This is a genomic window from Streptomyces sp. NPDC000404, from assembly GCF_040300365.1.
Taxonomy (GTDB): Bacteria; Actinomycetota; Actinomycetes; order Streptomycetales; family Streptomycetaceae; genus Streptomyces; species Streptomyces ramulosus.
On record NZ_JBEPDN010000011.1, the window covers coordinates 93,299 to 113,799 of the forward strand.

A 20,501-nucleotide genomic window follows, 5' to 3' on the forward strand; every position below is an offset into this window, starting at 1 on the left:
GCCCGCCGGCCCGGCCCCCGGACCTCACCCCTCCTTGATGAACCCCTTCGAGATCAGCCACTCCTTGGCGACCTCGTGCGGGTCCTTGCCCTCCACGTCGACCTGGCCGTTCAGCTTGCGGGCGACGGTGTTGTCCAGCGCCGCGGTGACGGGGTTCAGGAGCGCGGCGATCTCCGGGTACTTCTTCATCGTCGGCGCGTACATCGTCGGCGCCGCGTTGTAGTTCGGGAAGAAGTGCTTGTCGTCGGCGAGGACGGTGAGGTCCATCGCCTTGATGCGGCCGTCGGTGGTGTAGACCTCGCCGAAGGTGCAGGCGGTGCCCTGGGCGGTCTGGGTGTAGACGACGCCGCTGGTCATCTTGTGGATGTTGCCCGGCGGGAGCTTCATGCCGTACCGCTTCGCCATGCCGGGCAGTCCGTCGTTGCGGGCGGCGAACTCGCTGTCCACGCAGAGGGTGACCGCGCCCGGGTCCTTCTTGAGCAGCGCCGCCATGCCGGAGAGCGTCCGGACGCCGTACTTGCGGGCGTTGGCGCGGTTGAGGGTGAAGGCGTAGGTGTTGTTGAGGCGGGCGGGCGGCAGCCAGACGAGCTTGTTGGCGCGGTCGGCGTCGCGGACCGCGACCCACTGCCGGTGCGGGTCGGCGATCGGCTTCTCGTGGCCGAGATAGGTGATCCAGCCGGTGCCGGTGTACTCGTACATGCCGTCGGCGGTGCCGCTGTGGACCGCCTCGCGGGCGCCGATGCTGCCCTGGATGTTGGTCTTGTCGATGACGGTGGCGCCGGCCGCCTCGAAGACCAGGCCCATGATCTGGCCCAGGATGATGTTCTCGGTGAACTCCTTGGAGGTCACGGTCAGCTGCGCGCCCTTGAGGGGCTGGCCGCGGCCGAGCGTGCCGGGGCGGACGTTGTCGGTCATCGGGCTGCCGCTGACCAGTCCGCAGCCGCCGAGCAGGACGGCGACCGCGGCCAGGACGGCGGCGCGGGCGATGCGGCGCGGGCGGCGCCGGTGGGTTCGATCCGGTGCCATCAGCGCGCCACCTCCAGACCGTGCGGCCGCAGCAGCACTTCGGCGAGCGAGGCCAGCCAGTCGACCAGCAGCGCGAGCGCCACGGTGAGTACGGAGCCGAGGATCAGCACCGGCATCCGCTGGGTGATGATGCCCGCCGAGATGAGGTCGCCCAGACCTCCGCCGCCGCCGAACGTGGCGAGCGTGGCGGTGCCGACGTTCAAGACCAGCGCGGTGCGCACGCCGGCGAGGATCAGCGGGACGGCCAGCGGCAGTTCGACGCGGGTGAGCACGCCCGTCGGGGACATGCCGATGCCGCGGGCCGCCTCCGTCAGCGTCGGGTCGATGGCGCGCAGCCCGGCGATGGTGTTGGCGAGCACCGGCAGCACCGCGTAGATCACCATGCCGATCACGGCGGCCCTCGCGCCGATGCCCAGCCAGATGACGAGCAGCACCAGCAGGCCCAGCGCGGGCACCGCCTGGCCGAGGTTGGCGGCGGCGACCGCGAACGGGGTGGCGCGGCGCAGCCTGGCGCGGGTCAGCGCGATGCCCAGCGGGATCGCGATGATCAGCACGAAGAAGGTGGAGACGGCGGTCAGCTGGAGGTGCTGGCGGATCGCGAGGCCGACCTTGCCGTTGTCGACCGCCTGGTGGGCGATGGAGTCGAGGCGGGCGCCGCGGAACCACAGCCAGGTGCCGAGCAGCGCGGCGGCCAGGAACAGCGGCATGACCAGCGCCCGCTGCCAGGTGATCCGGCGCAGCCCGTGGGGCGCCGCGGATCCCGGGGCGGCCGCGGATTGGTGCTCCCGCTCGTGGACCTCGTCGCGGAAGGCCAGGCCGCCCACCTCGTGTTCGCCCGGTGGCCGCTCGTCGCGGGGCGCGCGGCGCTCCTCGCGGGGGCTCATGCCGGGGCTCCCGCGCCGCCTTCGCCCAGCCCCTCCTGGGCCATGCGGGTGCGGCGGGCCCGCGCCTCCTCCAGCTGGTGGCGGTGTTCGACGGCCTCCAGACGGTCGGCCTCAAGCAGCTCGTGGACGTTGTTCATCAGCGTCTCCATGTCGACGACGCCGATGTACTCGCCGCGCCGCCCGGTGACCGCGACCCGCCCCGCGTTGTCGGTGAGGACCGCCTCCAGCGCGTCGCGCAGCGTGGCGTCGCGGGTGACGGTGTCGTGCACCAGCGTGCCGGCGCGCGCCAGGGTCCCCTTCGCGCGCATCAGGTCGCCGCGCCGCAGCCATTTGTACGGGCGGCGGTGGCGGTCGAGGAGCAGCACCTCGTTGGTGTCGCCGTCGCGGAGCAGGTCGAAGATGGACTGGAGCGGGTCGTCGACGCCCGCGGTGGCGAAGTCGACGACGCCGACGTCGCGGACGCGGGTGAGGTTGAGGCGTTTGAGGGCGGCGCCGGCGCCGACGAAGCCGGAGACGAAGTCGTCGGTGGGGTTGGTGAGGATCGCCTCGGGGGTGTCGAACTGCGCGATGTGGGAGCGCTCGCGGAGCACCGCTATCCGGTCGCCGAGCTTGATGGCCTCGTCGAAGTCGTGGGTGACGAAGACGATCGTCTTGTGCAGTTCGTGCTGGAGCCGGATCAGCTCGTCCTGGAGGTGGTCGCGGGTGATCGGGTCGACGGCGCCGAACGGCTCGTCCATCAGCAGCACCGGCGGATCGGCGGCGAGCGCCCGGGCGACGCCGACGCGCTGTTGCTGTCCGCCGGAGAGCTGGCGCGGATAGCGGCCGTGGAACTCGCCCGGATCGAGCCCGACCAGGTCCAGCATCTCCTCGACCCGGTGCTTGATCCTCGCCTTCGGCCAGCCGGTCATCTTCGGCACCAGCGCGATGTTCTGCGCGACGGTCATGTGCGGGAAGAGACCCGAGGACTGGATGGCGTAGCCGACGGTGCGGCGCAGCTTGACCGGGTCCATGCCGGTGACGTCGCGGTCGCCGATGCGGATCCGGCCGGACGTCGGCTCGATCAGCCGGTTGATCATCTTCAGCGTGGTGGACTTCCCGCAGCCCGACGGGCCGACGAAGACGACCAGCTCACCGGCGTTGATCTCCATGGTGACGTCGTCCACCGCGGGCGCCGGACTGCCCGGGTAGTGCTTGGTCAGCTTCTCCAGCCGGATCCCGGCGCCGGAGCCGGCGGCGTGCGGGGCATCTCTCCCGGCGGCGGTGGGCACGGACGTCTCAGGCACGAATCCCCCTGGGTATGGTCAGCCGTCCGATGAGGACGTATGCGGCGTCGAAGAGGAGGGCCAGCACGACGATCCCGAGGGTGCCGGAGAGCACCTGATTGAGGGCGTTGGCGCTGCCCAGCGACGCGATGCCGCGGAAGATCTCGTTGCCGAGCCCGGGACCGGACGCGAAGGCGGCGATCGCGGCGATGCCCATCAGCATCTGGGTGGCGACGCGGATGCCGGTGAGGATCGGCGGCCAGGCCAGCGGCAGCTCGACCCGCAGCAGCTGGGCGGCGCGGGACATCCCGATGCCGCGCGCCGCGTCCACCAGCGTGGCGTCCACCCCGCGCAGCCCGACGATGGCGTTGCGGACGACGGGCAGCAGCCCGTACAGCGTCAGGGCGATGACGGTCGGGGCGACGCCGAGGCCGACGATCGGGATGAGCAGACCGATCAGGGCCAGCGAGGGCACGGTGAGGATCGTCGAGGTGGCGGTGGTCGCGAGGTTGCCCGCCCATTCGGTGCGGTAGGTCGCGACGCCCAGCGCGACGCCCAGCACGGTGGCGGCCACCATGCACTGGAAGACCGCGCTGGCGTGCTGTGCCGCATCGGTCAGCAGCTGGGCGTGGCGGCTGCCGACGTACTCCCAGAAGCTCACTGGCGCCCTCCTCCGTCAGTCCTCCGATGCCTGTTGCACCAGAGGGATGATGCGCAGCGGAACCGGATTTTCCATCACGATTGCCGTAGAGGCCCGCACGATGCCATCAAAACCGACCACTCGGTCGATCACACGTTGGAGATCGGCGTTGGAGCGTGCGACGAGCCTGCAGAGCATGTCCCCATGTCCGGTCGTTGTATGCAGCTCAAGTACTTCAGGAACGGTCGTCAAGTGAGCACGTACGTCCGCACCTTGGCCTTGTTTGATCTCCAAAGTGGCAAATGCGGTCACCGGGTAGCCGAGCGCCGCCGGATCCACCTCCGGGCCGAAACCCCTGATGACTCCATTCGACTGAAGCCGGTCCAGCCGCGCCTGGACGGTGCCGCGCGCCACGCCCAACCGCCGCGACGCCTCCAGGACCCCGATCCGCGGCTCGCGCGCCAACAGCTCGATCAGCCGCCCGTCCAAATGATCGATCGCCACTGCGGATCCCTCCGTTACCGATGGTCATCCTGTACAGATAGCCCGGCAGAACCGCCCGACCGCTAGGCATAGTGCCCAGCAGATGCGCGAACTATTGCGCACCTTGTGGATGGGAGGGAATCTGCGGCCATGGCAGACACGATGCACACTCAGCCCACCCCCGGCACGGCCCGACAGGCGGACCCCTTCCCGGTCAAGGGGATGGACGCGGTCGTCTTCGCCGTCGGCAACGCCAAGCAGGCCGCGCACTACTACGCCACCGCCTTCGGCATGACCCGCGTCGCCTACTCCGGACCGGAGAACGGCAGCCGCGAGACCGCCAGTTACGTGCTCGAATCCGGCGGCGCCCGGTTCGTCTTCACCTCCGTGATCAAGCCGGTCTCCGACTGGGGCCGCTTCCTCGCCGGCCATGTCGCCGCCCACGGCGACGGCGTCGTCGACCTCGCCATCGAGGTCCCGGACGCCCGCGCCGCCTACGCCTACGCCACCGCGCACGGCGCCACCGGCATCGAGGAGCCCTACGAGACCAAGGACGAGCACGGCACTGTCGTCCGCGCCGCCATCGCCACCTACGGCGAGACCCGCCACACCCTCGTCGAGCGCCGCGACTACACCGGCCCGTACCTGCCGGGCTATGTCGCCGCCAAGCCGCTCGTCGCCGCCGGACCGCGCCGCTTCCAGGCCATCGACCACTGCGTCGGCAACGTCGAGCTCGGCAAGATGAACGAGTGGGTGACCTTCTACAACAACGTCATGGGCTTCACCAACATGAAGGAGTTCGTGGGCGACGACATCGCCACCGAGTACTCCGCGCTCATGTCGAAGGTCGTCGCGGACGGCACCCGCAAGGTGAAGTTCCCGCTCAACGAGCCGGCCATCGCCAAGAAGAAGTCCCAGATCGACGAGTACCTGGAGTTCTACGGCGGCCCGGGCGTCCAGCACATCGCGCTGGCCACCAACGACATCGTCGCCAGCGTCCGCGCCATGCGCGAGGCCGGTGTGGAGTTCCTGGACACCCCCGACTCGTACTACGACACCCTCGGCGAGTGGGCCGGCGAGACCCGGGTGCCCGTCGAGACGCTGCGCGAGCTGAAGATCCTCGTCGACCGCGACGAGGACGGCTATCTGCTCCAGATCTTCACCAAGCCGGTCCAGGACAAGCCGACCGTCTTCTTCGAGATGATCGAGCGGCACGGCTCGATGGGCTTCGGCAAGGGCAACTTCAAGGCCCTCTTCGAGGCGATCGAGCGCGAGCAGGAGCGCCGCGGCAACCTCTGACCGGCAGCCGGTGGCGGCGCCTTCGCCACCGGCCCGCCCGCCGCGGCGCAGGCCGGAGCTTCCCCGCGCCGTACCGGCCCGCGCCCGGCCCGCCGCCCCGCCCCCGCCTCACGGTGGGCGGGGCGCCGGGCCGCCGCCGCACGCCCGCGGCCGGCGACACGACCGCCCCACGGATGGCCGGGTTCCGCCCCCGTCACGATCTTCCGTACGGCGGTCACGGATGCGACGCTGACGCCATGGATCTTCTCGCACAGCTGCGCGCCGGCCTCCCCGACGAAGCGATCCTCACCGACCCGGACGTCACCGGCGCCTACGCCCGTGACATGGCGGGCTTCTGCGATGCCGGGAGCCCCGCGGCCGTCGTCCTGCCGCGCACCGTCGAAGAGGTCCAGCACGTCATGCGGACCGCCACCGCGCTGCGCGTCCCGGTCGTCCCGCAGGGCGCCCGCACCGGCCTGTCCGGCGCCGCCAACGCCATCGACGGCTGCCTGGTGCTCTCGCTGGTCAAGATGGACCGCATCCTGGAGATCAACCCCGTCGACCGCACCGCCGTCGTCGAGCCGGGCGTCATCAACGCCACCCTCTCGCGCGCGGTCAACGAACACGGTCTCTACTACCCGCCGGACCCCTCCAGCTGGGAGGAGTGCTCCATCGGCGGCAACATCGGCACCGCCTCCGGCGGCCTGTGCTGCGTGAAGTACGGCGTCACCGCCGAGTACGTCCTCGGCCTCGACGTCGTCCTCGCCGACGGCCGGCTGCTGTCGACCGGCCGCCGCACCGCCAAGGGCGTCGCCGGCTACGACCTCACCCGCCTCGTCGTCGGCTCCGAGGGCACCCTCGGCATCGTCGTCCGCGCCGTCCTCGCCCTGAAGCCGCAGCCGCCCCGGCAGCTCGCGCTGGCCGCGGAGTTCCCGTCCACCGCCGCCGCCTGCGAGGCGATCTGCGCGATCATGGCCCAGGGCCACACCCCGTCGCTCCTGGAGCTGATGGACCGCACCTGCGTCCGCGCCGTCAACGACTACGCCCGCATGGGCCTGCCCGACACCACCGAGGCGCTGCTGCTCGCCGCCTTCGACACCCCCGACCCGGCCGCCGACCTCGCCGCCCTCGGCGCGCTGTGCACCGCCGCCGGCGCCACCGAGGTCGTGCCCGCCGACACCGAGGCCGAGTCCGAGATGCTGCTCCAGGCCCGCCGGGTCACGCTCAACGCCCTGGAACGCGTCCGCTCCGCCACCATGATCGACGACGTCTGCGTCCCCCGCTCGCAGCTCGCCGCGATGCTGGACGGCACCGCCGCCATCGCCGAGAAATACGACCTGACCATCGGCGTCTGCGCCCACGCCGGCGACGGCAACACCCACCCCACCGTCTGCTTCGACCCCGCCGACGAGGACGAGTCCCGCCGGGCCCGCGCCTCCTTCGACGAGATCATGGCCCTCGGCCTTCGGCTGGGCGGCACGATCACCGGCGAACACGGCGTCGGCGTCCTCAAGAAGGAGTGGCTCGCCCGCGAACTGGGCCCCGTCGGCCTGGAACTGCAACGCTCCATCAAGCAGGTCTTCGACCCGCTGGGGCTGCTCAATCCCGGGAAACTGTTCTGAAACAGGGCGAAGGCCGCTCACTCACGACAGGAAGTACCAGCGTGAGTGAGCGGCCTTCAGAACATCAATCGATCGCGGCGGAATGGAGCCAGGAGGGCTTGCGCGTTCTCCGTGACGGTGTGCTCGACGATATGCGGCGAGCCGCTGTCCGCGTCGATCGTTCGATTCACTCCACGTGCCCGCGAGAAATCCTCAGAGGATTTCGATGGCGGTGACCTTCGGCGGATTGTTCGGGAAGGTCATCACCTTCCCGCGCCCGATTTTCAGCACATCGCCATTGGCGTCGTAGTACTTCAGGTCGTTGTTCCCCGTGGAGATCTTGTCGACCCACCACCCGCCGAAGTTGGTCTTCCCGCCGTTCGCGTAGCAGTCCACGCTGTCTTTCCCGTTGTTGTGCGACCAGATCTTCAAGAACTGCGCGTCCGGGTCACAGGTGACATGGTCGATGGCGTAGGCACTGCCGGTCGGCCCGACCAGGGTGAACGCGGCGGCTGCGGCGAACACCGCGGCGGCAGCACGCAGAACGTTCTTCTTCTTCGAGATCAACACTTCCCCCTTGAGTTGAATGCAGGGCCAAGAACTCCCTTCGCAACTCTCGTGGGTTCGCCGGCGCCGCACAAGCGCCTTTCGGCCGATTCATCCGGTCGGGTGCACATAGATGGAACGCGATTATCCGGCCGTATACGGGGTTGAGTGAGGGCTTGAATCCCATTATCACGGGTAAAAATAATCGCACAGTTTGAATATGTCGAACACCAGTCAGGCCTCCGTGAGGCGGTGGCGGATATTCCGTTGCGTACGCGGCCAGCCGAGAACGGGGATTCCGGGGCTCGAAGTGGCGGCCCGCGCGCCCGGCCTACTGCGCGAATGAGCTGAGTCGCCTGCGTTGCCTGGGCTCAGCGCATTCGCGCAGTGATGGGGCGGCTATCCCTCCGGAAGTCCTTCGTCGCCGTGGCCGCGGCGGCCGTCGTCGTCAGGGTCGTACGGCGGCTCCGGAAGCCGGGCTCCCCGGCTCTTCGCGATTCGATCGGTGACGACCAGCGATTCCTTCAGGTCGACGGTCAGCAGGTGCAGTTCGCCGGGCGTCCACGACCGCCCGCCCAGGATGCGTTCCGCTTCCGCGATGAGAACGGCGTTGGAGCCGAGCTGTTCGGCCTCGACGCGGTCGGCGAGGCGGGAGACCCGCCCGGTCCCGTCGTCGGAGAACAGGAAGCACGGTCCCCCGTCGAGGGTGGTCCAGGGCAGCAGCCGCGGAGGGAACGGCGCGTCGGGGTGGAGGGTCATGTGGCGACCTCCATGGCGTGGGTCGGTGTCTCGGGCACCCGATGCCGCCCTGGCGCGGGCAACAACAGCCGTAGCAGCAGTACGAATGGCTTCGCGATAGCCTGCATCTCGTCGTCAACTCCTTGGAGGTTGGTGACCATGCCCCCGGACCGGTGCTGCGGTCGCGGGGGTCTTGTGTGTGCCGGTTCGTTGCGGCTCGGCACCTCTTCCTTGACCGTGGCGCTACATGCGTGATGCGCCGTCAAGTGACGTGCACAGCCAGGGATATCGGTCTTCACCGCATCTGGTGGGCACACTCAGACCGTAGGGTGCACACGTGCACCGGAGCAAGGGTGCGCATCTAGGGCCCCTCGTTCGGGTGGACCCGTGCCACCCTTGCGCGAGAGACTGACCGGCGACGGGACGGAGAGGGAGACGGATGCCGCCGAGAGAGGTTCCGACCGCGCGTCAGGCGCGCTTGGGCGCGGAACTGCGGAAGATGCGGGAGCGGGCCGGAAAGACGGCCTTGGAAACTGCCGGATTGCTCGCGTCGGACCGGGCTCGCATCAGTCATATCGAGGCGGGCCGCAGCGGTGTAGGCGAGGAACGCATCCGGCGGTTGGCCACCTTCTACGGGTGCGATGACGAAGCGTATGTGGATGCATTGTGCGCCATGTCGCGTGAGCGCCGGGGCCAGTTCTGGTGGGACGAGTACCGAGGAGTCCTTCCGCCCGCCTTCCTCGATATGGCGGAGCTTGAGCATCACGCCGCATATATTCGTTCCTACGAGCTGTCCGTGATGCCGGGGGTCCTGCAGACCGAGGACTATGCGCGAGCGATTTTCCAGAACAGTATTCTTCCACTCTCGGGCGAGGAGCTCGATGTCCGCGTAGAGCACCGCATGAGGCGGAAGAGGATCCTGGAGGGCGGGGCATCCGGGCTTTACGATGCCATCGTCCACGAGGGCGCGCTGAGCATGCGTTACGGCGGAAGAGATGTTCTGCGGAAACAGCTTGAAGCGCTCTCCGCAGCGGCCGATGCCGAATCCACATCCGTTCGGGTCATCCCGTTCAACGTGGAGAAGATGGTCGCCTCCGCTCAACCTGTGACGTACGTAGGTGGCCCGGTTGCGCAGCTGGACTCCGTCCAGGTCGATGCCTACGTGGGCAGCGGAATCCTGGACGCGGAAACTCAGCTCAAAGCGTTCCGGAATCTCTGGAAGAAGCTGGAATCGCTGGCGCTCAATGTCGAAGAGTCGAGAAAACTCATCCACCGCACCGCGCAGGAAGTGTGAGAAAACAACGCCATGGCCGAGGTAATTCGCTGGCAGAAGTCCTCCTACTCCAACGAAAACATGAATTGCGTCGAGTTGGCCTCGCGGGACGGCTTGATTCTCATACGGGAGAGCGATGACCCCGACGCCGTGGTGACCACCACTCCGGAAAAGCTTGAGGCATTCATCCTGGGCGTCCGGGCCGGAGAGTTCGACCACCTGATCTGACCGGCCACCGGCCACCGGCCAAGGCCCCCTCGCAACCGCCCCCGGGCGTGAGGGGGCTTTCCCGTGTCCTTGGGTAGGCGTGGTGGGGAGATGCCGGATGCGGTGATGCCGTTGCGGGCCGACGATGGCCGGTAGGGCCCGGATCCCGGCCCGCCGCATGTCCGCCCAGTCAGGGAGCGAGCAGCCGATGCCAGCCAGCGCAGCGAACCGACCAGACGAGACGTACGACGTGATCGTGGTGGGCGCCGGGCCCACCGGGGAGAACGTCGCCGACCGGGCGCATGCCGCCGGGCTGAGCGCCGCCATCGTCGAGAGTGAACGCGTCGGCGGCGAATGCTCCTACTGGGCCTGTATGCCGAGCAAGGCGCTGCTGCGTCCGGTCACCGCCCGCTCCGAGGCCCGCCGGGTGCCCGGCCTCAAGGACGCGGTCGCAGGTCCCCTCGACACCGAGGCCGTTCTCGCCCACCGCGACGCCTTCGCCTCGCACTGGAAGGACGACGGGCAGGTCCGCTGGCTGGAGTCGGTGGGCGTCACGCTGGTCCGCGGCCAGGGCCGCCTGGCCGGGCCGCGGAAGGTCGTCGTGGACGGGGAGCGGACGCTGCACGCCCGGCACGCCGTCGCGCTCTGCACCGGCAGCCGCGCCGTGCTGCCGCCGGTCCCCGGGCTCGCCGAGGCCGCGCCCTGGACCAGCCGCGAGGCCACCAGCGCCGCGTCCGTACCGGGCCGGCTGGTGATCGTCGGCGGCGGTGTCGTCGGCGTCGAGATGGCCACCGCCTGGCGGGCCCTGGGCGCCGCGGTCACCCTCCTCGTACGGGGGGAGGGGCTGCTGCCCCGGATGGAGCCGTTCGCCGGCGCGCTGGTCGCCGAGTCGCTCGCCGAGGCGGGCGTGATGCTCCGTACCGGTACGAGCGTCAGCCGGGTGCGCCGGGAGGCGCCGGGCGGACCGGTCACCGTGGAGCTGGACACCGGCGGGGAGATCGTCGCCGACGAACTGCTGATCGCCACCGGCCGCGCCCCGCGCACCGACGACCTCGGCCTGGAGACCGTCGGCCTCACTCCGGGCGCGTGGCTGACCGTCGACGACACCTGCCGCGTCACCGACCTCGTGGAGAACGACTGGCTCTACGGCGTCGGCGACGTCAACCACCGCGCCCTCCTCACCCATCAGGGCAAATACCAGGCCCGGATCGCCGGGGCCGCCCTCGTCGCCCGGGCGCAGGGCGTGCCGATCCTGGAGACCGACCGCTGGGGCGCGCACGCCGCCACCGCCGACCACGCCGCCGTCCCGCAGGTGGTCTTCAGCGACCCCGAGGCCGCGGCCGTGGGCCTGAGCCTGGCCGAGGCGGAGCGCGCCGGGTACCGGGTCCGCGCCGTCGATGCGGACCTCGGCGCCGTCGCCGGCGCCGCCCTCTACGCCGACGGCTACCGCGGGCACGCCCGGATGGTCGTCGATCTGGACCGCGAAACCGTCCTCGGGGCCACCTTCGTCGGCCCCGGGGTCGGTGAACTGCTGCACTCGGCGACCCTCGCGGTGGCCGCCGAGATCCCCCTCGAACGCCTCTGGCACGCCGTCCCCGCCTACCCGACGATCAGCGAGGTCTGGCTGCGGCTGCTGGAGGCGTACCGCGGCTGACCCGGGAGCGGGCCGGGCGGGGGAGAGGGGCGCCGGGCGGGGGACACGCGATCCGGCGCCCGGCGCGGGGACGGACACGGCTCACGCACCCGCGTCCGGGGCCTCGTCCGACGGCCACGGCTCGCCGGCCCACGGCGCGTCGCCGGTCGCCATCGCCAGCAGCTCGCTCAGTCCTTTGTCCATGCCCAGGTGCTCCTGCTCCGAGCCCGGGGGGACGACCCGCAGGGTGCGCTCCAGCCATGCCGAGACCGCGGCGGCCGGCGCCTCCAGGAGCGCGTCCCCGTCCGGCGAGCTGAGCGCCATGCAGACCAGGCTGCGGCCGTCCACCTTGGTCGGCCACACCCGCACGTCGCCGTGGCCGCAGGGCCGGAACACGCCCTCGACCAGGAGTTCGCGCGCGAACGTCCAGTTGACGGGCGCGTCCGAGCCGATGTGGAAGGTGATGTGGACCGCGTACGGGTCGTCGGTGCGGTAGGCCAGCCGGGCCGGCACCGGAACGCTCTGCTCCGGGGAGACGACCAGACCCAGTTCCAACTCTCGCTCCACCACGCTGTGCATGGGATTTCCACCTCTCCGCTTCGCTGTACGGGCCCCGTTGTGTTTCGCCCGCACACAGAGAGAGGGCGGGGCGCCACGGATCCTTACGCGACTTCGAGAATTTTTTTCGCGGACTTTTCCGGGGACTTCTTCCAGGTGGTTCCGGACGGGTGAACGGCCGGTACGGAACGGGGCGGACGGGACCCCGCGACCCGTGCCGGGGCGGCGGAACGCCCGGGTTCGTCGGCAAATATCCGGGGGAGAACGTCTCGGGCCCGTGTGCGGAGGCCCGGTTGCCCGTTCGCCTCGCGCTCTGCCGCCCCGTGGTTCTTCGTTAACCTCCTCCGTGGACGATCGACGCCGGGCACGGTGCCCCCGTGGCAGCCGGGGCGCGGCGGACGGTCGGGCCGAGGGCCCCGGCAGGGCGTCCGGCGCGCGCGGCGCGGTCCGGAGGCGGGCCGGCGGGCGACGGCACACAGAGCACAGGCGTGGGACGCGAGGGGAGTTGGGGACAGTGGCGGAATCCCCCGGTAGTGGTGGCAACGTACCCGTTGGGGGGTATTACCCGGACCCGTCCATCCCCGGCTACATCCGGTACTGGGACGGAGCCGCATGGGTGCCGGGCACCAGCCGGCCGGCCCCGGCCGAGGGCGAGGCGATGCCCGCACCGCCCCCGGGCGCCGCACCGGCCCCGGCGCCCGCCCCGGCGGCCGCGCCGCCCGCCGCCCCCGCGGCCGAGGAGACCGGCCCGGTCTTCCTCGACGAGGGCGCCGGCACCCCGGCCGCGGGCGACGGGGCGCCGCGCTCCGGTGACGACCCGGCCCGCCCGCACGGCAGCGGCCCCGCACCCGCCTCCGCCTGGCGGGCCGACGCGGCGCAGCAGGGCGGCACCGGCGCCGCCGGACCCGTCTCGTGGGGCTCGCCCGACGCGGCGTCCGGCCCGTCGTCCGCCGCGCAGTCCGGTGCGGGCGATCCCCGGGGCGCCGTGCCGTCGCCGCGGGCGCGGGACGGCGCCGACGCGGACTCCGGGCCGCAGGACGAGCCGGAGCAGCCCGCGCGCCCCGACGGCACGGTCACCATGCGCGCGGTCCGGCCGCCCACCCGCGACCAGGGCACCACCACGATCCGCGCGGTCCGTCCGGGCGACGGTCCGGCGCCCAAGGACGGCGGCACGATGGCGATCCGGCTGCCCCAGCGGCCCAGCCCCGCCGCAGGTCAAGGCGGAGCCGCGGGCACCGCTCCGGCCGCGGGCCAGGGCGGCCCGGCCGGTCAGGTTCCGGCCGCCGGTTCCGGTCCCGCCGCAGGTCAGGCCGGTCCCGCAGGTCAGGCCGGTCCCGCCGTCCCGGCGCCCAGCGGGCCGCAGTCGATGCCCGGGGCGGGCGCGAGCGGACCGGCGTACCCGCCGCATCCGCAGCACCCGCACCCCCGGCAGGCCCCGTTCAACCCGCCGCAGGTGCCGGCCGCGTCCGGCCCGGTGCCGCCGCAGGCCGGACCGCAGCCGGGACCGCAGCCCGGCCCCGCCGCCGGCGGCTTCCCGTTCCCGGGCGGCGCGGGCCCGGGCGGCGCGGCCCCGGTGGGCGCCGGGGCCGAGGACGACGGCGTCATCCCGTGGAAGCCGCCGACCGCCGATCCGTTCGCCATGGAGCAGGCGCACCCGGCGGCGCTCGGCCGCCGGCTCGCCGCCCGGCTGATCGATCTGGCCCTCCTCGCGGTGCTGACGGTCCTCGTCGCGCTGCCGCTGTGGGGCGGCGCGGTGGACCACATCGACGCGAAGATCGCGGCGGCCAAGGAGTCCGGCCGTGAGGTGACGGTCTATCTGCTCGACGGCGGCACCGCCCCGCTCTTCCTCGCGGTGCTGGCGGCGGTGGTGATCGGCGGCGGGCTGATCGAGCTGCTGCCGACCCTCAAGTGGGGCCGCAGCCTGGGCAAGAAGGTGTGCGGGGTGCGGGTCGTGGACATCGAGAGCCATGACACCCCCGAGCTGATGCCCCTGATCAAGCGCTGGCTGGTCTTCGGCGTCCTCGGCTTCGTCGTCGTCGGCGTGCTCGACGCGGCCTGGTGCCTGTTCGACAAGCCGTGGCGCCAGTGCTGGCACGACAAGGCGGCGCGGACGTTCGTCGCCGCCGACTGACCCGCCGCCCGGCACCCGCCCCTGCGGCCCCCGGCCTCCCGCCGGGGGCCGTCGCCGTGCCCGGCCCGGAATCCGGCGCGCCCGGGCGAGCGGCGTGTCGTCCCCCGAACGGATCGCGCCGGATGCGGCGGGTGCCCGCAGGGGGTCGACTCGGGGCCATGAGCAGCGAGCAGCCCGGGCCCGGAGCCGGTGAACCGCCGGAGGACGACCCGTTCCTGAAGAAGCCGCAGGAGCCGCCGGCGGGCGGCGGCCCCGGTCCGGGCCGGGGCGGCCCGGAGCCCGGCGGCCCCGGCGGCTCCACGGGCGGCCCGCCCCCGCCCGGCGGCCCGTACGGGCACGACCCTTACGGGGCCGGGCCCCACGACCGCGACCCCTACGGGGGCCGGTACGCCGACAACCCGTACGGCGGCGGGTACGGCGCCGCCGATCCGCTGGCCGGGATGCCGCCGCTCGCCGGGCGCGGGCGGCGGCTGGTGGCGCGGATCATCGACGCGATCATCATCGGCGTACCGATGTCGCTGATCATGAGCAGCATCGTCGGCTGGGTCGACTACACCAGCACCAGCAACGCCGAGACCAGCAAACAGGCGACGGTCTCGGGCGTGACGATGCTGGTGTACCTGGTCTACGAGGGGCTGATGCTGACGCACCGGGGGCAGACCGTCGGCAAGATGGCGATGAAGATCCGGGTCGCGATGCTGACCAACGGATCGGTGCCGACGACCCAGGCGGGGTGGGTGCGGGCGGCGGTCTACACCCTGCCGGAGATCGTGCCGTGCTGCGGCTTCATCTTCTGGCTGATCAACGTCCTGTGGTGTACCTGGGACAAGCCCTACCAGCAGTGTCTGCACGACAAGGCGGCCAAGACGGTGGTGGTGTCGGCGGCCTGACGGAAAGTCATTCGCAAGTGCCCCGGTGGTGGCCGACGGCCCGCCGGGGCGCCGTCGCGTCCGGTGATCGCGTTTCGCGGACCGGATAACGTACGCCGCTGTCGTGTTCAAGTCAAGATCTGTCTTTTCCGGCTGCTCTCCGGTCAAATTCCCTTCAAGATGCCCGCGCGAAGGGGAGGAAAGCGCCAAGTGAGAGAGCGAAGAAGGGTGTTCCGACCGGCCGTCCTGGCCACGGCAGTCGCCGCGATCGGGGCGGCCTCGTTGTCGTCCGGGGCGGCCGTCGCCGCTCCCGACACGCACCCGGCCGCCGCCCGCCGGCACGACCCCGCCCCCGAGCGGACCACCGACCACGACCTCAAGGGCCCGTTCAGCGAGCGCCAGGCCGCGCGCCGCGAGGAGGCCGTCAAGCAGGTCCTGGACGGCGACGCCAAGCCGACCCGCAAGGGCGCCTCACAGGTCGTCAAGCTGGGGAAGAGCAAGTACGTCGAGCTGGCCCGGGAGAAGACCGACAAGATCTTCACGATCCTGGTGGACTTCGGCGACAAGGTCGACGACACCACGATGTACGACCCGGACGGCGACGGTCCGCTGCCGCCCGTGAAGAAGTACGGCGGCACGCCGGGCCCCGCGCACAACACCATCGCGGAGCCGGACCGCAAGGACGACAACAGCACCGCCTGGCAGCCCGACTTCAACCGCCAGCACTTCCAGGACCTCTACTTCTCGCACGACAAGAAGAAGGAGTCGCTGGCCAAGTACTACGAGAAGCAGTCGTCCGGCCGCTACTCCGTCGACGGCGAGGTCAGCGACTGGGTCCGGGTCGACGCCAACGAGGCCCGCTACGGCTCCAACTACTGCGGCGACACCAACTGCGCCAACGCCTGGGACCTGGTCCGCGACGGCGTCAACAAGTGGGCCGAGCAGCAGAAGGCCGCCGGCCGCACCGCCGAGCAGATCAAGGCCGACCTCGCCCAGTACGACCAGTGGGACCGCTACGACTACGACGGCGACGGCAACTTCAACGAGCCCGACGGCTACATCGACCACTTCCAGATCGTGCACGCCGGTGAGGACGAGTCGGCCGGCGGCGGCGCGCAGCAGACCGACGCCATCTGGGCGCACCGCTGGTACGCGTACGGCACCGACGCCGGCAAGACCGGCCCGGCGGACAACAAGGCCGGCGGCACGCAGATCGGCGACACCGGCATCTGGGTCGGCGACTACACCATGCAGCCGGAGAACGGCGGCCTCGGCGTCTTCGCCCACGAGTACGGCCACGACCTCGGGCTGCCCGACGAGTACGACACCACCGGCAGCGGCGAGTCCTCCGTCGACTTCTGGTCGCTGATGTCGTCCGGCTCCTGGCTGGGCACCGGCAAGGACGCGATCGGCGACCTGCCCGGCGACATGAGCGCCTGGGACAAGCTCCAGCTGGGCTGGCTCAACTACGGCAAGGCGAAGGCCGCGACCGCCTCCACCCACAAGCTGGGCGTCGCCGAGTACAACACCAAGGACAAGCAGGCGGTCGTCGTCGACCTGCCCGCGAAGTCGGTGAAGACCGAGATCGTCCAGCCCGCCGAAGGCTCCAAGCAGTGGTGGAGCGACATGGGCAACGACCTCAAGAACACCCTCACCCGCCAGGTCGACCTCACCGGCGCCACCAAGGCGCAGCTCGCCCTCAAGGGCTGGTGGGACATCGAGGAGAACTACGACTTCCTCTACGCCGAGGTCTCGACCGACGGCGGCGCCGACTGGACCGCGCTGGACGGCACCGCCGACGGCAAGGCCATCCCCCGCGACGGCGGCGACAAGCCGGGCCTGACCGGCACCTCCGGCGCCTACCGCGACCTGGTCTTCCCGCTCGACGCGTACGCCGGCAAGAAGATCGACCTGCGCTTCCGCTACCAGACCGACGGCGGACTGGCCCTCAAGGGCTTCGCCGCCGACGCGCTCTCCGTGACCGCCGACGGCAAGCCGGTCTTCACCGACGGAGCCGAGGGCGACGACAACGGCTGGAGCGCCAAGGGCTTCTCCCGCATCGGCGCGTCCTTCACCAAGGACTACCCGCAGTACTACCTCGCCGAGAACCGCCAGTACGTCTCGTACGACAAGACGCTGAAGACCGGCCCGTACAACTTCGGCTGGACCACCGACCGGCCCGGCTGGGTGGAGCACTTCCCGTTCCAGAACGGCGTGCTGATCTGGCTGTGGGACACCTCGCAGTCGGACAACAACGTCGGCGAGCACCCGGGCCACGGCCAGATCCTGCCGGTCGACGCGCACCCGAAGGCCGAGAAGTGGGCCGACGGCAAGCTGATGCGCAACCGCTTCCAGACGTACGACGCGACCTTCACCGCGCAGCCCACGGACGCCCTGCGGTTGCACAAGGACGGCAAGGCCGTGAAGATCGCCTCGAAGAAGGGCGTGACGCTCTTCGACGACCACAGCGGCGTCTACTACGACAAGGCGAACCCGACCGGTGGCGTGCTCGTTCCTGACACCAACACCCGGATCAAGATCGCCAAGGAGGCCAAGGACGGCTCCACGGTGACGCTCCAGGTGGGCCCCGCCGCAAAGAAGTAAGAAAACCGCAGGTCAAAACATGATCGGCCGTCGCCCTCTAGCGGGCGGCGGCCGATCGCGTTTAGATGCGGGAGACCACTTCTTGCTGACACCCAGCCTCACGGGGGAGAAATGCAGATGTCCCAAGGCGGCTTCATCAAGCTTCCCGGCGGAAGCGTGGTGGTCGCCCTGGCGCTGCCCAGACCCGGCGGCGACGGCCGCCGGGTGCGGGTCCTCGTCCACGCCGCCAACCGCCAGCGCGCCCTGACCCGGCTGCGCAACCTCGGGCTGCGCGCCGTCTACCTGCGCGGCAACATGCGCCCGCCCACGCCGGACGAGGTGACCGCCGTCCTGCACCACCCCGACGGCGTCGTCTGGCGCCAGACCCTGGACGACGACACCGAGTCCTGGCATCCGATACGCGCCCTGCTCCGCCCGGCACAGGCCGCCTGACCTGCGACGCGGGCGCCCGACGTCGGGCGCCCGCAGCCGTCAGCCCGGCCCGTCAGTCCGCGGCCAGCACCGGTGTGCCGGTCAGCTCCGCCCCGGCCTTCCGCAGCTCCTCCAGGGCCCGCTCGGTGGTCGGTGCGGCGACCGCCGCGGTCAGGTCGAGCAGCACCCGGGTGCGCAGCCCGGCGCGGAGCGCGTCGAGCGCGGTGGCCCGGACGCAGTGGTCGGTGGCGATGCCGACCACGTCCACCTCGGTGACGTCATGGGCGCGCAGCCAGTCGGCCAGCTTGGTGCCCTGGGCGTCCGCCCCCTCGAAACCGCTGTACGCGGCCGCGTGCGCGCCCTTGTCGAAGACGGCGTCGACGGCGCCGGAGGAGACGGCCGGGGCGAAGTTGGGATGGAAGCCGCTGCCCTCGGAGCCGGCCACGCAGTGCACCGGCCAGGAGTCCACGAAGTCCGGGTGGTCGGAGAAGTGCGCGCCCGGGTCGGTGTGGTAGTCGCGGGTGGCCACCACATGGCGGTAGCCGCTCTCCGCGGCGCGGCCCACGAGGTCGGTGATGGCGGCGGCGACGTCCCCGCCGCCCTTCACCGGGACGCTGCCGCCCTCGCAGAAGTCGTTCTGTACGTCGATGACGATCAGTGCCCGGTGCATGGTCGGTGCCTTTCCGACGGGGAGAGCGGCGGCCGGGACGGCCGGGGCCGCGGTGAGGGGCGGGGCCCGCGTGTCCTGGGGCCGAGCGTAGCCACGCCCCGGCCACCGGGGGAGGGGGTCTGCGCCACCCGGGTGGCGGGCCGCGGCGGGGTCCGCCGCGGCCCGTGGATCACAGGTACTCGGTGGGCAGCACCGGCTCGCCGCGGGAGAGCTGGGTCGCCGAGAGCGGCAGCCGGGCGCGGGCGGCGATGTGCCGGTCGCGGGCGGCGTCCAGCGGCTCGCGGGCCACCACCTTGCCGCCGGTCACCAGGGGCACCAGCAGCTGGTGGTCGGCCAGCTCCGCGGGGACCTCGCCGGTGCCGACGACCTCCGCCTCGGCGACGCCGTTCTCGTCCGGCCGCCGCGCGGCCCACTTGCGGCCGCCGACCGACGACTTGCCGCCCAGCGACTTCTTGGCGACCGGCACCAGCGGCGCGTCCGGGTCGTCGCTCTGCGCGCGGGCGACCAGCTTGTACACCATCGAGCAGGTCGGGTGCCCGCTGCCGGTGACCAGCTGGGTGCCGACGCCGTACGCGTCCACGGGCGCGGCGGCCAGCGAGGCGATGGCGTACTCGTCCAGATCGCTGGTCACCACGATCTTGGTGTCGACCGCGCCCAGCTCGTCCAGCTGCTGGCGCACCCGGTGGGCGACGAGCAGCAGATCGCCGGAGTCGATGCGGACGGCGCCCAGCTCCGGGCCCGCGACCTCGACGGCCAGGCGCACCGCCTCCGTCACGTCGAAGGTGTCGACCAGCAGCGTGGTGCCGCGGCCGAGCGTGTCGACCTGTGCGGTGAACGCGTCCCGCTCGGTGTCGTGCAGCAGCGTGAAGGCGTGGGCGCTGGTGCCGACGGTCGGGATGTTGTAGCGGAACCCGGCGGCCAGGTCCGAGGTGGTGTGGAAGCCGCCGACGTAGGCGGAGCGGGCGGCGGCGACCGCGGCCAGCTCGTGGGTGCGGCGGGCGCCCATCTCCATCAGCGGCCGCTCGCCCGCGGCCACCGACATCCGGGACGCCGCGGCGGCCACCGCGGAGTCGTGGTTGAGGATGGAGAGGATCACCGTCTCCAGCAGCACCGCCTCGGCGAAGGTGCCCTCGACCCGCATGACCGGGGAGCCGGGGAAGTAGACCTCGCCCTCCGGGTAGCCCCAGATGTCGCCGCGGAAGCGGTAGCCGGCCAGCCACTCCAGCGTCGGCTCGTCCAGGATGCCGCGCTCGCGCAGGAAGCCCAGGATGGTCTCGTCGAAGCGGAAGTTCTCCACCGCGTCCAGCACCCGGCCGGTGCCGGCGAGCACACCGTAGCGGCGGCCCTCGGGCAGGCGCCGGGTGAAGACCTCGAAGACCGAGCGCCGGTCGGCGTTCTGGGACCGCAACGCGGCCTGCAGCATGGTGAGTTCGTACTGGTCGGTGAAGAGCGCCGTCGACGGCACCGCCACCGGCAGCCCCAGGTCTGCTGTGTTCATGCGGATGATGCTACCCCCATTACTCGTCAGATTGACGATTTCTGGTGGCCGGTCCCGTGATGCCGCTCACGGCGGGCGCCGCACCCCCGCGGGGACGGTGTCGCGGCACTGCCCGCCGGGGCCCGCGAGCGGGTCTTCGGCGCCCGCCGCGGACCCCCGTCCGACTCACCCGCCCAGGGGCGTTTGTGC

The 20,501-nt window shown here is 71.4% G+C and carries 19 protein-coding genes; 9 read left to right on the forward strand and 10 right to left on the reverse strand.

What is annotated here, in order from left to right:
- Nucleotides 1–24 precede the first annotated feature (24 nt).
- From ABT345_RS21810 to ABT345_RS21830, 5 genes are read right to left on the reverse strand one after another with little or no spacing between them, the layout of a single operon-like run.
- The gene (locus ABT345_RS21810; RefSeq protein WP_345084839.1) at nt 25–1,026 is read right to left on the reverse strand and encodes a glycine betaine ABC transporter substrate-binding protein; all 1,002 of its coding nucleotides are present in this window, start codon (nt 1,024–1,026) and stop codon (nt 25–27) included.
- Nucleotides 1,026–1,910: an ABC transporter permease gene (locus tag ABT345_RS21815; protein ID WP_345084836.1), complete on the reverse strand. Its 885-nt coding sequence runs from the start codon at nt 1,908–1,910 to the stop codon at nt 1,026–1,028. Before ABT345_RS21815 ends, ABT345_RS21810 begins: the two co-directional genes overlap by 1 nt.
- Nucleotides 1,907–3,193: a betaine/proline/choline family ABC transporter ATP-binding protein gene (locus tag ABT345_RS21820; protein ID WP_345084833.1), complete on the reverse strand. Its 1,287-nt coding sequence runs from the start codon at nt 3,191–3,193 to the stop codon at nt 1,907–1,909. Before ABT345_RS21820 ends, ABT345_RS21815 begins: the two co-directional genes overlap by 4 nt.
- The gene (locus ABT345_RS21825; RefSeq protein ID WP_345084831.1) at nt 3,186–3,833 is read right to left on the reverse strand and encodes an ABC transporter permease; all 648 of its coding nucleotides are present in this window, start codon (nt 3,831–3,833) and stop codon (nt 3,186–3,188) included. The genes ABT345_RS21820 and ABT345_RS21825 overlap by 8 nt, the downstream gene beginning before the upstream one ends.
- A gap of 15 nt (nt 3,834–3,848) precedes the next feature.
- The gene (locus ABT345_RS21830; protein ID WP_345084828.1) at nt 3,849–4,316 is read right to left on the reverse strand and encodes an Lrp/AsnC family transcriptional regulator; all 468 of its coding nucleotides are present in this window, start codon (nt 4,314–4,316) and stop codon (nt 3,849–3,851) included.
- A 141-nt stretch (nt 4,317–4,457) separates the two neighbouring features.
- Here ABT345_RS21830 and hppD point away from each other — a divergent pair, with 141 nt between their 5' ends.
- Nucleotides 4,458–5,594 (forward strand): 4-hydroxyphenylpyruvate dioxygenase, encoded by a 1,137-nt coding sequence (gene hppD, locus ABT345_RS21835; protein ID WP_386460468.1) that lies wholly within the window; start codon nt 4,458–4,460, stop codon nt 5,592–5,594.
- A 236-nt stretch (nt 5,595–5,830) separates the two neighbouring features.
- On the forward strand, nt 5,831–7,195 hold the full coding sequence (locus ABT345_RS21840) for an FAD-binding oxidoreductase (RefSeq protein ID WP_345084822.1): 1,365 nt from the start codon (nt 5,831–5,833) through the stop codon (nt 7,193–7,195).
- 192 nt (nt 7,196–7,387) lie between these two features.
- Here the strand turns inward: ABT345_RS21840 and ABT345_RS21845 are convergent, their stop codons facing one another.
- Together ABT345_RS21845 and ABT345_RS21850 are read right to left on the reverse strand one after the other, a co-directional pair.
- A complete protein-coding gene (locus ABT345_RS21845; RefSeq protein ID WP_345084819.1) occupies nt 7,388–7,741 on the reverse strand; it encodes a beta/gamma crystallin domain-containing protein in 354 nt (117 codons plus the stop codon).
- A 378-nt stretch (nt 7,742–8,119) separates the two neighbouring features.
- Nucleotides 8,120–8,479 (reverse strand): hypothetical protein, encoded by a 360-nt coding sequence (locus ABT345_RS21850; protein ID WP_345084816.1) that lies wholly within the window; start codon nt 8,477–8,479, stop codon nt 8,120–8,122.
- A gap of 418 nt (nt 8,480–8,897) precedes the next feature.
- On the opposite strand from ABT345_RS21850, the gene ABT345_RS21855 reads away from it, so the two are divergent.
- The 3 genes from ABT345_RS21855 (at nt 8,898) to ABT345_RS21865 (ending at nt 11,592) form a co-directional block, all read left to right on the forward strand.
- A complete protein-coding gene (locus tag ABT345_RS21855) occupies nt 8,898–9,752 on the forward strand; it encodes a helix-turn-helix domain-containing protein (protein ID WP_345084813.1) in 855 nt (284 codons plus the stop codon).
- 12 nt (nt 9,753–9,764) lie between these two features.
- Nucleotides 9,765–9,959: a DUF397 domain-containing protein gene (locus ABT345_RS21860; RefSeq protein WP_345084810.1), complete on the forward strand. Its 195-nt coding sequence runs from the start codon at nt 9,765–9,767 to the stop codon at nt 9,957–9,959.
- A gap of 187 nt (nt 9,960–10,146) precedes the next feature.
- Nucleotides 10,147–11,592 (forward strand): dihydrolipoyl dehydrogenase family protein, encoded by a 1,446-nt coding sequence (locus ABT345_RS21865; protein WP_345084807.1) that lies wholly within the window; start codon nt 10,147–10,149, stop codon nt 11,590–11,592.
- Nucleotides 11,593–11,673: 81 nt separating this feature from the next.
- On the opposite strand, the gene ABT345_RS21870 is transcribed toward ABT345_RS21865, so the two are convergent.
- Nucleotides 11,674–12,150, reverse strand: a complete 477-nt coding sequence (locus ABT345_RS21870) for an SsgA family sporulation/cell division regulator (RefSeq protein WP_345084804.1) — start codon at nt 12,148–12,150, stop codon at nt 11,674–11,676.
- Between the two features lie 493 nt (nt 12,151–12,643).
- Between ABT345_RS21870 and ABT345_RS21875 the strand changes: the two genes are divergently transcribed.
- The 4 genes from ABT345_RS21875 to ABT345_RS21890 all read left to right on the forward strand — a co-directional run bounded on the left by ABT345_RS21875 (nt 12,644) and on the right by ABT345_RS21890 (nt 18,165).
- Nucleotides 12,644–14,260 carry an RDD family protein gene (locus ABT345_RS21875; RefSeq protein ID WP_345084801.1) on the forward strand — a complete coding sequence of 539 codons (1,617 nt, stop codon included), beginning with the start codon at nt 12,644–12,646 and terminating at the stop codon, nt 14,258–14,260.
- A 158-nt stretch (nt 14,261–14,418) separates the two neighbouring features.
- Nucleotides 14,419–15,150, forward strand: a complete 732-nt coding sequence (locus tag ABT345_RS21880) for an RDD family protein (RefSeq protein WP_345084798.1) — start codon at nt 14,419–14,421, stop codon at nt 15,148–15,150.
- A 189-nt stretch (nt 15,151–15,339) separates the two neighbouring features.
- Nucleotides 15,340–17,733, forward strand: coding sequence for an immune inhibitor A domain-containing protein (locus ABT345_RS21885; RefSeq protein ID WP_345084795.1), 2,394 nt, complete (start codon nt 15,340–15,342; stop codon nt 17,731–17,733).
- A 117-nt stretch (nt 17,734–17,850) separates the two neighbouring features.
- Entirely contained in the window at nt 17,851–18,165 is a 315-nt protein-coding gene (locus ABT345_RS21890) for a hypothetical protein (RefSeq protein ID WP_345085151.1), read from the forward strand.
- A gap of 52 nt (nt 18,166–18,217) precedes the next feature.
- Here ABT345_RS21890 and ABT345_RS21895 read toward each other — a convergent pair whose 3' ends face one another.
- Nucleotides 18,218–18,814 (reverse strand): isochorismatase family protein, encoded by a 597-nt coding sequence (locus ABT345_RS21895; RefSeq protein WP_345084792.1) that lies wholly within the window; start codon nt 18,812–18,814, stop codon nt 18,218–18,220.
- 169 nt (nt 18,815–18,983) lie between these two features.
- On the reverse strand, nt 18,984–20,312 hold the full coding sequence (locus ABT345_RS21900; protein WP_345084790.1) for a nicotinate phosphoribosyltransferase: 1,329 nt from the start codon (nt 20,310–20,312) through the stop codon (nt 18,984–18,986).
- Nucleotides 20,313–20,501: the final 189 nt, after the last annotated feature.

Bases quoted from the DNA above. Each gene is read 5' to 3' on its own strand.
- ABT345_RS21810 (WP_345084839.1), bottom strand. From the start codon at position 1,026: ATGGCACCGGATCGAACCCACCGGCGCCGCCCGCGCCGCATCGCCCGC.
- ABT345_RS21815 (WP_345084836.1), bottom strand. From the start codon at position 1,910: ATGAGCCCCCGCGAGGAGCGCCGCGCGCCCCGCGACGAGCGGCCACCG.
- hppD (WP_386460468.1), top strand. From the start codon at position 4,458: ATGCACACTCAGCCCACCCCCGGCACGGCCCGACAGGCGGACCCCTTC.
- ABT345_RS21840 (WP_345084822.1), top strand. From the start codon at position 5,831: ATGGATCTTCTCGCACAGCTGCGCGCCGGCCTCCCCGACGAAGCGATC.
- ABT345_RS21850 (WP_345084816.1), bottom strand. From the start codon at position 8,479: ATGACCCTCCACCCCGACGCGCCGTTCCCTCCGCGGCTGCTGCCCTGG.
- ABT345_RS21855 (WP_345084813.1), top strand. From the start codon at position 8,898: ATGCCGCCGAGAGAGGTTCCGACCGCGCGTCAGGCGCGCTTGGGCGCG.
- ABT345_RS21860 (WP_345084810.1), top strand. From the start codon at position 9,765: ATGGCCGAGGTAATTCGCTGGCAGAAGTCCTCCTACTCCAACGAAAAC.
- ABT345_RS21865 (WP_345084807.1), top strand. From the start codon at position 10,147: ATGCCAGCCAGCGCAGCGAACCGACCAGACGAGACGTACGACGTGATC.
- ABT345_RS21870 (WP_345084804.1), bottom strand. From the start codon at position 12,150: ATGCACAGCGTGGTGGAGCGAGAGTTGGAACTGGGTCTGGTCGTCTCC.
- ABT345_RS21880 (WP_345084798.1), top strand. From the start codon at position 14,419: ATGAGCAGCGAGCAGCCCGGGCCCGGAGCCGGTGAACCGCCGGAGGAC.
- ABT345_RS21890 (WP_345085151.1), top strand. From the start codon at position 17,851: ATGTCCCAAGGCGGCTTCATCAAGCTTCCCGGCGGAAGCGTGGTGGTC.
- ABT345_RS21895 (WP_345084792.1), bottom strand. From the start codon at position 18,814: ATGCACCGGGCACTGATCGTCATCGACGTACAGAACGACTTCTGCGAG.
- ABT345_RS21900 (WP_345084790.1), bottom strand. From the start codon at position 20,312: ATGAACACAGCAGACCTGGGGCTGCCGGTGGCGGTGCCGTCGACGGCG.